At 61.9% G+C, this 14,246-nt stretch carries 10 protein-coding genes; 5 read left to right on the plus strand and 5 right to left on the minus strand.

What is annotated here, in order from left to right:
• Positions 1-17: 17 nt before the first annotated feature.
• Genes JFN90_RS01140 through JFN90_RS01150 form a run of 3 tightly spaced genes read right to left on the minus strand, consistent with a single transcriptional unit; the run spans position 18 to position 991 of the window.
• Positions 18-272, minus strand: a complete 255-nt coding sequence (locus JFN90_RS01140; protein WP_199393266.1) for a GSU3529 family protein — start codon at positions 270-272, stop codon at positions 18-20.
• Positions 273-275: 3 nt separating this feature from the next.
• A complete protein-coding gene (locus tag JFN90_RS01145) occupies positions 276-623 on the minus strand; it encodes a DUF134 domain-containing protein (RefSeq protein ID WP_328755171.1) in 348 nt (115 codons plus the stop codon).
• Positions 611-991 (minus strand): NifB/NifX family molybdenum-iron cluster-binding protein, encoded by a 381-nt coding sequence (locus JFN90_RS01150; protein ID WP_199393267.1) that lies wholly within the window; start codon positions 989-991, stop codon positions 611-613. Before JFN90_RS01150 ends, JFN90_RS01145 begins: the two co-directional genes overlap by 13 nt.
• A 282-nt stretch (positions 992-1,273) precedes the next feature.
• Here JFN90_RS01150 and JFN90_RS01155 point away from each other — a divergent pair, with 282 nt between their 5' ends.
• The 5 genes from JFN90_RS01155 to JFN90_RS01175 all read left to right on the plus strand — a co-directional run bounded on the left by JFN90_RS01155 (position 1,274) and on the right by JFN90_RS01175 (position 9,077).
• Entirely contained in the window at positions 1,274-2,992 is a 1,719-nt protein-coding gene (locus JFN90_RS01155) for a transporter substrate-binding domain-containing protein (protein WP_199393268.1), read from the plus strand.
• The gene (locus JFN90_RS01160; RefSeq protein ID WP_199393269.1) at positions 2,982-4,385 is read left to right on the plus strand and encodes a sigma-54-dependent transcriptional regulator; all 1,404 of its coding nucleotides are present in this window, start codon (positions 2,982-2,984) and stop codon (positions 4,383-4,385) included. Before JFN90_RS01155 ends, JFN90_RS01160 begins: the two co-directional genes overlap by 11 nt.
• 249 nt (positions 4,386-4,634) lie before the next feature.
• Positions 4,635-5,915: a porin gene (locus JFN90_RS01165; RefSeq protein WP_199393270.1), complete on the plus strand. Its 1,281-nt coding sequence runs from the start codon at positions 4,635-4,637 to the stop codon at positions 5,913-5,915.
• 42 nt (positions 5,916-5,957) lie between these two features.
• Positions 5,958-7,754, plus strand: a complete 1,797-nt coding sequence (locus tag JFN90_RS01170; RefSeq protein WP_199393271.1) for a flavocytochrome c — start codon at positions 5,958-5,960, stop codon at positions 7,752-7,754.
• A 126-nt stretch (positions 7,755-7,880) separates the two neighbouring features.
• Positions 7,881-9,077 (plus strand): MFS transporter, encoded by a 1,197-nt coding sequence (locus JFN90_RS01175; protein ID WP_199393272.1) that lies wholly within the window; start codon positions 7,881-7,883, stop codon positions 9,075-9,077.
• Positions 9,078-9,157: 80 nt separating this feature from the next.
• Here the strand turns inward: JFN90_RS01175 and nifJ are convergent, their stop codons facing one another.
• Positions 9,158-12,874, minus strand: a complete 3,717-nt coding sequence (nifJ, locus tag JFN90_RS01180) for a pyruvate:ferredoxin (flavodoxin) oxidoreductase (protein ID WP_199393273.1) — start codon at positions 12,872-12,874, stop codon at positions 9,158-9,160.
• A 195-nt stretch (positions 12,875-13,069) separates the two neighbouring features.
• Complete coding sequence (locus JFN90_RS01185) at positions 13,070-13,993, minus strand: LysR family transcriptional regulator (protein ID WP_199393274.1); 924 nt, start codon at positions 13,991-13,993, stop codon at positions 13,070-13,072.
• Between the last annotated feature and the right edge of the window lie 253 nt (positions 13,994-14,246).

A 14,246-nucleotide genomic window follows, 5' to 3' on the forward strand; every position in this document is an offset into this window, starting at 1 on the left:
TTTGTGGCGGGGCCGCCTCAGGCCCCGTCGCGTATCCGGTCCAGCGTCGCGGATATGGTGGCGGCGCTCACGGAATCGCCGAAACAGCCCGCTCCGGCGTAACTGTCGAAATCTTCCAACTGCAGCAAGAGAAGCGCGAGCAGGTCGTCCCGCCCATGGGCAGGCGTTGCGGCAGCGCGGAGAGCGTTGATCTCCTCCAGGATCCAGTCAGGGAGGTCAGCTTCTTCGTGTTGACGCCGCGCAGTTTCAACGAGCTGCTCGAGCAACTCCATGGGCTACTCCTTTGCTGACCCGGTGGAGTGGCAGGCAGTGGCTTGTCCCGGCCCCCCGGAGATCGCCAGCGCTTTTTGCTGTACCAGGACGTCGGCCACCTTGCTCCGGGCCGCCGCTAGGAGGCGCTGCACCGTGCCCCGGGACACACCCATGCAGGCCCCGGCCTCTTCCTGCGTTTTACCCTGCCCGTCGCACAGGTGCAGGGCATCCAGTTCGTCATGGGCAAGTTGCACCAAGTCCAAATCCTTGAGCGGTGTTCCCGCTGGCTTGAACACCGCGGCGAAGCCGACGCGATGCGGACAGATACAGGTTCTGGGCTTGCGCGGACGCGGCACGGCTAGTGGGAACACCCGTGGCTGTGGCCATGGCCACCGCAGGTATGTCCCGGAAGGTACTCCTGGAGCTGATTGGCACTCAAAAGCGCAAGGTTGTCGGCAATCGTTCCCTCTCCGGCCCGAAACACCCTCAACCCTGCCGCGTTAAGCTTGTACAGCGCGCCGCCGCCGATCCCGCCGACCACGACCGCATCGACCTCATGCCCCCCGAGTCCAGCCACAGGGTTGCAGGCACCATGTTGATGCACGCGGTCGCCGTTGTTGATGGCGGTGCACTCGCCGGTCACGCTGTCGACAACCACAAACCCGGGAGCCGAGCCGAAATGGCCGTACACCGCACTGGAAAGACCGTGGTTTTGCTCGACTGGAAAACAAACTTTCATGAAAAACCTCCAGGGGTATTGTGTTTATGCACATGGCACAACTAACATTCAGAAACATATATGTCAATATCTTTCCAAGGAAAGGTGTCATTTTTTCCCATAACTTGTGTGGAATTAACAGGGGCAGATACTGTCTGGAATGCATGTCTCTGGTAGAGGTATAAGAATTTTACTTTGACGCCCACTTGTCGCAGGTGTTATAAGTGCCGCGAACCTCCCCTCATTCTCATGCTCCTTCCTTTGCCAATGTCAGAACCCCGTTGCGCTCAGGAGCCTCTTGCCATGCTGACCAGAATTCTTTTATTGCTGATCTTTTTCGGCCTGATGCTCTCCGGGGCGCACGCTGAGCAGGCGCCCGGCCGTGACCTGAGAGTCATCGTCGTGGGCGGCAACAGCAACTACCCTCCTTACCAGTTCCTGGACAAGAACGGCCAGCCGGCAGGCTACATCGTTGACCTCACCAGGGCCATCGCCCGGGTCATGGGGTTGCAGGTCGAGATCCGCCTGGACGATTTCGGCAAGATCCTCAAAGGGCTGGACAGCGGCGACATCGACATCCTGGAGGGGCTCTCCTACTCCGAGGCGAGGGCGAAGGAATACGATTTCTCCACGCCGCACTCCATCATCGTCCAGGCCATCTTCGCACGGAAGGGAACTCCCGCGGTGAAGAGCCTGGAAGAACTCAAAGGGAAAAAGGTGCTGGTGCACCGCGGCGGCGGGATGCAAAGCTACCTGCAGGAAAGGCACTACGACCTCAACCTAGTGCTCACCGATAGTCCACGCGATACCCTGCAGCATCTGGCGGCCGGGCAGTGCGATTACGCCGTGGTGGCCCTGCTGCCGGCAATGCACATCATCCGCGAGGATAAGCTCACCAACCTGGTGCCGGTGGCGACCAACGTGGCGCCGCAGCGTTATTACTGTTATGCGGTGAAAAAGGGGAACGCGGAGTTGGTGGCCCAGATGAACGAGGGGCTTTCCATCCTCAAAAAAACCGGTGAGTTCAACCAGATCTACGACAAGTGGATCGGCGTGCTGGAACCCCAGCGCACTTCGTGGGTCACGGTGGCGAAATACGCGGCACTGGTGGTGATCCCGCTCTTCCTGATCCTGGCGGCGACGGTGCTCTGGTCGTACTCCCTGCGCCGGCAGGTGGCGCAGCGCACGGAGTCGCTTTCCAACGCCCTGGCGGAATTGCAGAGAAACCAGCAGCAACTGGTGCAGGCGGACAAGATGGCTGCCTTGGGTATCCTGGTGTCCGGGGTGGCCCACGAGATCAACAACCCGACCGGCATCATCCTGATGAACATGCCGACCCTGAAGAAGATATTCCGGGACGCGGAGCGGATACTGGACCGGTACCAGGAGGAAGAGGGTGACTTCGCGCTCGGCGGGATCCGCTACCAGAGGGTGCGGCAGGAGGTGCCGCTGATCCTTGACGAGATCCAGGACGGCGCCCAGCGCATCAAGAAGACGGTGGACGACCTCAAGAACTTCGCCCGCAAAGACGATGAGGCACGCAAAGAGCTCCTCGACTTCAACCACGTGGTGCAGACGGCGGTGCGGCTGGTGGACGTGGCTACGCGGAAGCTGACCAACAATTTCAGCGCCAGCTATGGCGAAAGGCTACCTAAGGTCTTCGGCAACGAGCAACGACTGGAGCAGGTGGTGGTGAACCTGGTCATGAATGCGGGACAGGCGCTGCCCGATCCCACTCGGGGCATAAGCCTGCGGACAAGCCATGATGCCGGCAGCGGCCGTGTGATGCTCACCGTGCACGACGAGGGAACAGGGATCTCGCCTGAGCACCTGAAGCATCTCACCGACCCATTCTTCACCACCAAGCGCGAGAACGGGGGTACCGGACTGGGCCTCTCCATCTCGGCCAACATCATCAAGGACCACGGCGGCGAAATCAGCTTTGATTCCAGCCCGGGCAAGGGGACCACGGTCACCCTCGCCCTGCCGGCTGCCGTGGCGGGGAGCGAACATGGACAGTGAGCTGTACCCAAGCTTCAAGGTGCTGCTTGTCGACGACGAACCGGCATGGCTGCGCTCGCTGTCGCTGGCGCTGGAGAGCAGTTCCGGGATCACCAACGTGGAGCTTTGCAGCGACAGCCGCAATGTGCTGGATATCCTCGCCCAAGGGGAGGTAGGTCTCGTTCTTCTTGACCTGACCATGCCGCACGTCTCGGGAGAGGACCTCCTGGTCCAGATCGCGGAGCGTTTCCCGGGCGTGGCCGTCATCGTGGTGAGCGGCCTGAACCAAGTCGGCAAGGTGGTCAACTGCATGAAGCTCGGTGCCTACGACTACTACGTCAAGACCGATGACGAGGAGCGGATCGTGTGCGGTGTGTTGCGCGCCATCAAGCACTTGGAACTGCAACGTGACAACAAGGAGATGGCCCGGCGCTTCGTGTCCTGCGAATTGCAGCACCCGGAGGCGTTTTCCGCCATCTGCACGGCGGACCGGGCCATGCAGGCGCTCTTCGCCTACATCGAGGCTGTGGCCGTCAGCCCGCTGCCGCTGCTGATCACGGGCGAGAGCGGGTCCGGCAAGGAACTCCTGGCACAGGCTACGCACCGGTTGAGCCGCTGCCGGGGCGAACTGGTGGCCGTGAACGTCGCCGGCTTGGACGACACCGTGTTCTCGGACACCCTTTTCGGCCACGTGCGCGGCGCCTTTACCGGTGCCGAAGGGGTTCGCCGTGGCATGATCGAGGCGGCAGCCAACGGCACGCTGTTCCTCGACGAGATCGGGGACCTGAGCATCGCCTCCCAGGTGAAACTTTTGCGGCTGCTCCAGGAAGGAGAGTACTTCCCGCTGGGGAGCGACCAGCCCCGGCGCCTCAAGGCGCGCATCGTGGTGGCGACCCACCAGAACCTGGAGGCCAAGGTCCAGCAAGGGAGCTTCAGGTGCGACCTGTTCTACCGGCTGCGCACCCACCACGTCGAGGTGCCGCCGCTACGCAGCCGCAAGGGAGACATACCGTACCTGCTTGACCTGTTCCTGGAGGAGGCCGCCGCCATGCTCGGGAAGAAGAAGCCGACTCCGCCCCCCGGGTTGGTGCAGCTTCTCGCCACCTACAGCTTCCCGGGCAACGTCCGGGAGTTCAAGGCCATGGTCTTCGACGCGGTGAGTACCCACAAGGAGCGCATGCTGTCGATGGATTCCTTTGCCAAGGCGATCAGCGCCGGCGGAGGCGTTGCGGAGCGGGCGCCGGACCAGAATCCCTTTGCGGGCTTCGAGCCTCTCCCAACCTTCGCCAACGCCGCCAACTATCTCCTCGATGAGGCGATGAACCGCGCCGGCGGCAACCAGACGCTGGCGGCGCGACTGCTCGGCATATCCCAACCCTCCCTCTGGAAACGCCTGAAATTGTCCCGCGGCTGAACCCCTATTGCCGGAGTCTATAGCTATAGACTTCGGCAATAATGCTGTAACTCCCCGAAAATAAACAAGTACGCCTCCCTCCCCGGGAAGTCCCATAGCCTGAATCTATACCCCTTGCATCCCTTCCCACTGTGAATTCCACTGTAATAATCGATGGTTACCGCTCTTTTCATCTTTGGTATCGATCCTGCTCTCATGAGATCAAAAGCAATCACGGGGCTGCGCCCCAACATACCGAAGGAGAAGATCATGAATCAGAAAGCGGCAATGGCGATGGCAGGTTTTCTGGCGGCAATGGCTGTAGGGCACGATGCCCAGGCGAAGAGCCTGGAGGATATCCTGAAGGAAAAAGGTGTCATCACCGAGGCGGAGTACAAGGAAGCTTCCAAAGCCAAGCCTTACGATTACAAGCTGGGCAAGGGTTTCGTCCTCACCTCCCCGGACCAGAAGTTCCAGCTGCAGCTTGGCGGGCAGATCCAGGCCCAGTACGAGCTGGACAACTACGAGGTGGCCAACAAGCAGGACGTGAGCCAGTTCAACCTGCGGCGCGTCAAGACTCTCCTGAGCGGCTACGCCTTTACCAAGGACCTGACCTACAAGGCGACCTACAACTGGTCCAACGTGGTCAAAGAGAACACCAAGGCGATGGAAGAGGTGAACATGAAGTACCGGGTCGCCGACGAACTCCAAGTGATGCTGGGACAGGAGAAGATCCAGTACTCCAGGCAGTGGATCACTTCCAACACGGCCCAGCAGTTCGTCGATGGTTCCTTCGTGAGGAACGCGTTCATGCAGGGGTACGATACCGGTATCAACCTGCACGGCGACCTCTGGACCGGGATGGTCAAGTACGACGCGGGCCTCTTCGGAGGCGCCGGCCAGAACACCAAGAACAAAACCAGCGACAACGCTTACAACTTCAGGCTGACCTTAAATCCGCTCGGCGACATGAAATACGGCGAGGGGGACCTGGAAAACTCCCAGAAGCCCCTGGTTTCCTTGGGGAGCAGCTACTATCTGAACACCGTGAAAAAGACGGTCGCCGGAACCGGCGCCACGGCAACTTCCGCCATCGACAACAACAACTCCAACTTCGTAACCGACGCCAACGGCTGGCTCGGTACGGCGGTGAAGGGGAAATACTTCGGTACCAAGGTGGCCGAGGACATCAGCGTCGACTCCTGGGAAACGGACGTTGCCTTCAAATGGCTGGGCGCGTCGATGCAGGGTGAGTACTTCTGGGGCAAGGCAGTGGGTGAAACCTCCGGCAAGGAGCTGATTGCCAGGGGCGGTTACGTCCAGGCCGGCTACTTCGTCATCCCGCAGCGCCTGGAACTGGCACTCCGTTACGCCTGGATGGATCCCAATCGCCAGGTGTCCAGCGACTCCATCTCGGAAATCCAAGGGGCGGTCAACTATTTCCTCTACGGCAACAACCTGAAGATCCAAGGTGACGTTGGTAACCGCCACATCTACAAAGGCCAGGTCGACGACCTCGTGGCGCGTGCCCAGGTCCAGCTGCTCTTCTAAGGGCTTGTCACGACAACGACGACGTAATCACAGGAGAGAAAAATGACACGGAAAACTATCGTACCGGCACTGCTGCTCTCAGCGGCCCTGTTCATCGCGGCTTCCGCGGCCTGGGGGGAGGACTCATCCAAGAGCTCCTTCCTCTCCGGGATACACAAGAAAAACCAGGTGAGCTGCGCCGACTGCCACGGCAAATCCCTTACTGTGGACGACAGCGAGACCGCCCTGAACAAGAACTGCAAGGGGTGCCACGGCGGATTTGCTGACCTGGCCGCGAAAACCAAGGAACACATCAACCCGCACAACTCCCACCTGGGCGAAACCAACTGTACCGCCTGCCACAAGGGGCACGTCGCATCGAAGGCATACTGCAACTACTGCCACAGCTTCGCGATGAAAATCCCGGCTATGGGGACCGAGAAGGAATCGACCGACAAGAAGTGGGTGCAGGAATCGGCACCCAACAAAAAGGACCTCAAATCGAACCGGGTGGAGTCCACCGACGTGGTCGTGATCGGTGCCGGCGGCTCGGGATACGTAGCCTCCATCACCGCCCACGATGCCGGTGCCAAGGTGATCCTCCTGGAGAAAATGCCGATCACCGGCGGCAACAGCATGCTGGCGGCCGGTGGCATCAACGCCGCCAGGACCCGCTACCAGGAGCGGCTCGGGATGCACGACGACCCGGCCGAGATGGTGAAGGAAACCATGAAGGGCGGACGTGACAAGAACGACCCGGAACTGGTCAAGGTTCTCGCCTATAAATCCGCCGATGCGGTCGACTTCCTGGTGTCGCTCGGGGCCGACATGACCGACCTGGTGCGTTCGGGTGGCGTCGCGGTTGACCGCACCCACCGTCCCGTGGGCGGGGCCGCGGTGGGCCCGCACCTGATCAAGGTATACCGGGAGAACGCGGCCAAGCGCAACATCGACGTCAGGGTGAACTCCGAGGTGGTGCAGATCCTCTCCGACGGCAAGGGGCGCGTCACCGGCGTCCAGGTGAAGGGCAAGCACAGCGGCGTCTATACCATCAACGCCAAGGCCGTGATCGACACGGCGGGCGGTTTCGCCGCCAACAATGAGCTGGTCGGCTCCTACAAGCCGCAGTTCAAGGAAACCGCTTCCTCCAACCAGCCCGGCGCGACCGGCGAAGGGATGTTCCTCGCGGAAAAAGTGGGCGCCAAGCTGATCGACATGGAACAGATCCAGATCCACCCGACCATGGGGGGCGAAACCAAGGTCCTCATCTCCGAAACCGTGCGCGGCAGCGGCGCCATCCTGGTGAACCATGCCGGCAAGCGCTTTGTCAACGAGCTGACTACCCGCGACAAGGCCTCCGCCGCCATCCTGGCGCAGCCTGAGAAATCGGCCTTCCTGGTGCTGGGCGAGAGCACCCGCAAGAGCAACGTCCAGATCGACGGCTACATCGTCCTCGGGCTGGTGCAACAGGCAGACAGCATCGCGGGCCTCGCGGCCAAGATGGGTGTGCCGGCGGATGCGCTTGCCGCCACGGTGGCAGCCTACAACAAGGCCTTCGAGGCGAAAAAGGATCCGGAATTCCAGCGTCAGGACATCCCGCGCCCGGTGGACGGACCGAAGTACTACGCCATCTGGGTCAAGCCGGGTCGCCACCACACCATGGGCGGCGTGAAGATCAACACCGAGGCGCAGGTGATAGCCAAGGACGGCAAGCCGATCACCGGCTTCTACGCTGCAGGCGAAGTCACCGGTGGTGTCCATGGCTGGAACCGCCTGGGCGGCAACGCCATCACCGATACCGTCGTCTTCGGCAGGATCGCCGGCAGCAACGCGGCGAGCTTCGTCAAGGAAGCGAAGTAGGGCAGCACCCGTCACAAAGGAAGCGCCCTGCGTAGCTACGCGCAGGGCGCTTCATCATGGGCACAAGGCAGGCCACCATCGGGGCAGGGACGCACGTTCGGTGGAAGCCCCAGCAAGGACACCGGCATGAAGAACGCAAACCTGTTCCAGTCGCTGTTTCTGATAAATTTCTCCACCAGCCTCGGCTTCGGCATAGCGGACGCCTTCTTCTCCACCTACCTCTTCAGCCTGGGCGGGCGCGGCATCCTGCTGGGCCTGCCACTCCTCCTCTTCTCAGTTTCCAAGATCCTGTTGGGCCCCCCGATGGGCGCTTGTGTGGACCGCTTCGGCCCGAGGGTAGCCGTCACGCTCAGCCTTTCCCTCTATCTCCTGGTCTCACTTGGCTACCTTTTCAGTTCTAACCTCGTACTCATCACGCTGCTGAGAGTGGTGCAGGGAGTAGCCTGCGCGATGTTCCGCCCCGTGATGCTGTCGCTGGTTGGGGCCGCGAGCAGCACCAAAGGGGAGGGGTGTGCCACCGGGACCTTCGATATCTCCTTTTATCTTGCCATCGGCATAGGGCCGCTTCTGGGCGGTGTCCTGCACGACTGGTGCGGTTTCTACGGTATATTCGCCTGCCTCGCTCTTCTATGCCTGTTTGCGCTGGCCGTCGCGTTGCGGCGAGTACCTCGCCACGCGGTGGCGGCAGTCCCGTCCAGTAAGCCGGTAGCGTGCGTCGCACTGCCGGACGCCCTGGAGGCGGCACGACACGGGGCGATGGGCGGGCTGCTGGTATTCATCTTTGGACGCGGGTGCGGCATATCGCTGCTGGCGGGCTTCCTTCCTCTCCTGTTGAGCGGGCGGCTGGGACTCACCGGCACCCAGACCGGCGTGGTACTTGCCTCCAGCACCGTGGTGATCAGCTCACTGCTGCGTCCGGTCGGCCGGCTTTCGGACCGGTTGCCCCGCAAGGGGCTGGTGCTCCTGGGAGGGATCTCAGTGTCGCTGCTCTACTTCCTGATTCCCCTTGCCCAGGGGTTTCACCAGGTGCTCATGCTGGGGGGAGGGATCGGGCTGTGCAGCGTCCTTTCGCAGCCGGCCAGCACTGCGCTTCTTCTGGAGCAGGGGGAACGTCATGGGACGGGGCTGGCGGTGGGGATCTTCAACACCGCGTTAAACCTTGGATTCGTGGTGGGACCGCTACTTGGGGGATGGCTGCAAAATCATTTCGGACTCACCGCCGTCTTTTACGCAGCCGGCTGGATCGGCCTGGCGGCAGCGGGGCTCTTCGCAGTTTGCACCACGGTGCGGGAGAAGAGGAACTGCGCCTGCTCACCTGCCTGAAATAACTTCGGGAGCGGCTGCCACGGCCGGATCAACACCGCCGCCGTGGTCGGCCACTCCCGTTTGTCCTTCCTACCTATCTACTCCTTGATGTTCTTGTCGATACCGGCGCGGCCGTCGTCACATTCGTCCTCGGGCTGGCCTGGCCGGCTGTAGCGGGGATCGCTGGTCGCGCTGACGCAGACCGGCGCCGGCTCCTCTGCCGCTCCCGCGGCGGCGGGGACATGGTCGTGCGTTCTCCCCCCTTCCTTGGGAACGTCCCCTTTGCTGGGCTGCCAGTCGGCCATGTCCCGGAACATCCGGAAGCGCTCCAGTGCCTCCTGCTCCATCTGCTCGCGCAGCTTTTTCGCTACTTCCGGGTTCTGCTTTTCCAGCGCCTGGAAACGTACCTCTCCGGAGAGGAACTCGGCGAGCGAGCCATCGGGTTTCTTGGACTCCAGGATGAACGGGTTCTTCCCTTCCATCTTCAAAAGCGGGTTGTAGCGGTACAGCGGCCAATAACCCGACTTCACCGCGAGCTGGCTTTCCTCGATGGATTTCCCCATCCCTTTCCGGAGCCCCTGGTTGATGCAGGTGGAGTAGGCGATGATGAGCGACGGACCGGGATAGGCCTCCGCCTCCGTGATCGCCTTGAGGGTCTGGTTCTTGTCGGCGCCGATGGCGATGGAGGCGACGTAGACGTAGCCGTAGGTCATGGCCATGCGCCCCAGGTCCTTCTTCGAGGTCCTCTTCCCTGCGGCGGCGAAACGGGCGATGGCGCCGAGCTGGGTGGCCTTGGAACACTGCCCCCCGGTATTGGAGTAGAGTTCGGTGTCCATCACCAGCAGGTTCACGTCCTCCCCGGTGGAGATGACGTGGTCCAGGCCGCCGAAGCCGATGTCGTAGGCCCAGCCGTCGCCGCCGTAGATCCAGATCGACTTCTTGGTGAACAGGTCGCCAGATGCGGCGATCTGCTGCAGGAGCTCGTTGTCTCCTGATTTGGGGAGCAGCTCCTTCAGCCGGTCGCCGTGGCGCCGGGAGAGTTCCGGGTCGTGCATCCCCGTTAGCCATGCGTCGAGTTCCCCCCTCAAGTCTCCTTCGGGCAGGCTGTGCACGGCACGGCGCACCTGGTCGGCCAGGAGGTTTCTGCGCTGCGACACCGCCATGTGGTAGCCGAAGCCGAATTCGGCGGCGTCCTCGAAGAGCGAGTTGTTCCAGGCGGGGCCATGCCCTTCAGCGTTGGCGCAGTAAGGGGAGACCGGTGCGGAGGCGCCCCAGATCGAGCTGCAGCCGGTGGCGTTGGCGATCATCATGCGCTCCCCGAAGAGCTGGGTCACGATCCTGGCGTAGGGGGTCTCGCCGCAGCCGGAACAGGCTCCGGAGAACTCGAGGAGCGGCTGCTGGAACTGGCTGCCGATCACCGTGGTCCGCTTCACCATGTGCCCCTTGGGGGAGAGTGCCTCGGCGAACTTGCGATTCTCCTCCTGCACTGCGGACTGGGTGTCGATCGGCTTCATCACCAGCGCCGGCACCTTGGCGGGGCAGATATCGGCGCAGTTGCCGCATCCCATGCAGTCCAGGGTGTAGACCTGGATCCGGAAACCCATCCCCTTGAACTCTTTGGCGTTGGGGGGGATGGTCTCATAGGTCGCAGGGGCGGCACCCAGTTCCTGTTCCGAGGCGATGAAGGGGCGGATGGTGGCGTGCGGGCAGATGTAGGCGCACTGGTTGCACTGGATGCAGTTTTCCTTGATCCACTCCGGGACGTTGATGGCGACGCCCCGCTTTTCGTAGCGCGCGGTGGAGAAGGGGAAGACACCGTCCGGCGCGAACGAGGACACCGGCAGATCGTCCCCCTTTTGGCGCAGGATCGGGAAGACCATGTCGCGCATGTAGTCCGGCATCTGCTGATTGAGGCGGAAGTCGGTGCCGTGCTGGTCGTTGGCGTCACGCCAGGAGTCGGGATAGGAGATCTCCACCAGGCTCTGCACGGCCAGGTCGACCGCGGCGAGGTTCATCTCCACCACCTGATCCCCCTTCCTGCCGTACTCCTTGCGGATCGAATCCTTCAACAGTTCCACGGCCCGCTCGAACGGAAGCACCCCGGAGAGCTTGAAGAAGGCGGTCTGCATGATCATGTTGATGCGCCCGCCAAGCCCCGCGGACTGGGCGATGCTGATGGCGTCCACGTTGTAGAGGCGCACCTTCTTCCCGGCGATGGCCCGGCGCATGGCGGATGGGAGGTTGGTCTCCATCGCCTCCACGCTGTTCCAGGGGGAGTTGAGCAGGAAGGTCCCTCCTTCCCGGATCCCCTCCAGGAGGTCGTAGATCTGCACGTAGGGGGCCTTTTGGCAAGAGATGAAATCCGCCGAGTCGACGAGATAGGTGGACTGGATGGGACTCTCGCCGAAGCGCAGGTGCGAGACGGTGATGCCGCCGGACTTCTTGGAATCGTAGGAGAAATAGGCCTGGACGTAGAGGTCGGTGTTGTCGCCGATGATCTTGATGGCGGCCTTGTTGGCCCCGACGGTGCCGTCGGCGCCCATCCCCCAGAAGCGGCACTGGATGGTCCCCTCCGGGGTGGTGGAGAGGGTTCCTTCGATCGGGAGCGAGCTGTCGCTCACGTCGTCGTTGATGCCGACGGTGAAATGGCGCTTGCCGGGACTCCCGTTCATGTTGTCGAAGATGCTCTTCACGTGCACCGGGCGGAACTCCTTGGAGCCCAGGCCGTAGCGGCCGGCGTAGAGTTCCGGCACCTCGCCGCCCCGCTCCAAAAGGGCGGTGCAGACGTCCTGGTAGAGCGGCTCGCCCAGGGACCCGGGCTCTTTGGTGCGGTCGAGAACGGTGACCTTCGTTGCCGTGGGAGGGATGACGGAAAGGAGGGCGTTGGCGTCGAAGGGGCGGTACAGGCGCACCTTGATCAGGCCCACCTTCTCACCCTGCCCGTTCAGGTACTGCACCACCTCCTCGGTGGTCTCGCACGACGACCCCATGGTGATGATGACCCGGTCCGCCTCGGCATGCCCGATGTAGTCGAAGAGCCGATAGTGCCGGCCGGTCAGTTGTCCCACCCGTTCCATGGTTTCGGTGACGATCTGCGGCAGGGCCTGGTAGAAGGGATTGGCGCGCTCGCGGCCCTGGAAGTAGATGTCCGGGTTCTGCGCTGTGCCGCGCAACTCAGGGTGCTCCGGGTTCATGGCCTTCTTACGGAAGGCGGTGAGCTTGTCGTAGTTCACCATCCGGGCCATCTCTTCGTATGGGATCACCTCGATCTTCTGCACCTCGTGCGAGGTCCGGAAGCCGTCGAAGAAGTGCAGGAAGGGTAGGCTCGCCTCCAGGGCCGCCAAGTGCGCCACCAGGGCGAGATCCATCACCTCCTGGACCGAGGAGGAACAGAGCAGGGCGAAGCCGGTGGGGCGCGCCGCCATGACGTCCTGGTGGTCGCCGAAGATGGAGAGGGCGTGGGTGGCGATGGCGCGGGCCGAGACGTGGAAGACCCCCGGGAGCTGCTCGCAGGCGATCTTGTACATGTTGGGGAGCATCAGCAACAGCCCTTGCGATGCGGTGAAGGTGGTGGTGAGCGCGCCCGCGACCAGCGAGCCGTGCACGGCGCCGGCGGCACCCGCCTCGGATTGCAGCTCCTTGATGTTCAGGATCTGGCCGAAGACGTTCTTGCGTCCCTCAGCAGCCCACTCGTCCGCCACTTCCCCCATGGTCGAGGATGGGGTGATCGGGTAGATGGCCGCCGTTTCGCTCAGCGCGTAGGCGACATGCGCCGCCGCAGTGTTGCCGTCCATCGTTTTCCTGGTTCCGCTCATGTGAACAGTCCCCCTTGTCCGGAGATGGATGCACCCGCCCGCAGGCCCGGCCGGCAATAATGGGGACGCAGGGAGGGTGGCAATAATGAAGTTTAATATGCTACCACTAATTTATTAGATGGGAAGGGCGGAGCGGGGTACAAGCGGATCAAGGGGATGAAGCGGATCAAGCGAGGGACCGTGTGCCGGGAGGATTCAGCGCGGCGCCAGCTCCGGGGGGGGGGTGAGCGAGAACCGGTGGAAAATCCCCTCGATGAGGTCGCACAGCGTCGGGTCGAGGCAGCGGTTCTTCTCCAGGACCAGGCGTCGCGGCCGGGACGGCTCAAATCCTTCGACGTGGTGACTGACCAGCGAGCCGTCAGCCAGGTGTGACGCGACCACGCTGCGGGAGATGAAGGTGACCCCTTCTCCTGCCCGGACTGCCTTGATGATGAAGGGGATGTCGTCGAAGTAGACGGTGTTGCGGAACTCGGCGGCGTCGCGGCCGATGCCATGCATGCTCTTTTCCAGGAAGCGTCGGGCGCAGCAGCCGGATTTCTTGCAGTACAGGCGCTGGCCGAGCATGGTTTCGACGTCGACCACCTTGGCATCGATGCCGAAGCCGGGCCCGCTGACGAATACCATCTCGTCGTCGGGGAGCGGGTAGACGGCGAACTCGTCCAGGTTCAGGTCCTCGCAGAATTCGATGAGAATCAGGTCGTACAGCTTTTCCTTAAGCCCCTTGAGCGCCCCTTCGGGCATGTCAAAGACGAAGCTCAGGTCGCTGGTTTCGGAGTTGCGGGACATGAAGTGCGTGAAGATGTCGGGGAGGTATGAGATGCCGAAGGGGGCGGTGCAACAAAAGGAGATCTTGCGCTTGCTGGTCAGGAGCTGCAGGTCATAGACGAATTCCTGCTCCACCTGCAGCACCTGGCGCGCCTTATTGATCAGCAGGTGCCCGGCGGCGGTTGGTTTCAGTGCGAGTCCGGAGCGGTCCAAAAGGAGTTGACCGTAATGGTCCTCGAGGATCTTGATTCTGCGGGAGACGGCGGACTGGGTGACGCAGAGGATCTCCGCAGCCTTGGAAAAGCTGCCGCATTCGACCGAAACTACCAGGGTTTTCAGATTCGTGAAATCCATGTCAGGTCACCCGCCGACGCCGCCTATGCGAAACACGCATGGGTCATGTGAGAATATGTCGTTTGTGCATATTGCAAAAAACTTATATAGATTGCAACAGCCAATTTCAGAAAATGTCCCCACTGTCAGAGGTAAAGTTTTAAATATATTTAATTACCATGCGTTTTGCGCATGGTCCTATGAAAAAGTTTCACTTGAGTAGTTCACCCCATCCTGCGAAGAAGCAACAACGCCGCTGCAAGTGAGGCAACGT

The organism is Geomonas propionica (assembly GCF_016458235.1).
In the GTDB taxonomy this organism is placed as follows: Bacteria; Desulfobacterota; Desulfuromonadia; order Geobacterales; family Geobacteraceae; genus Geomonas; species Geomonas propionica.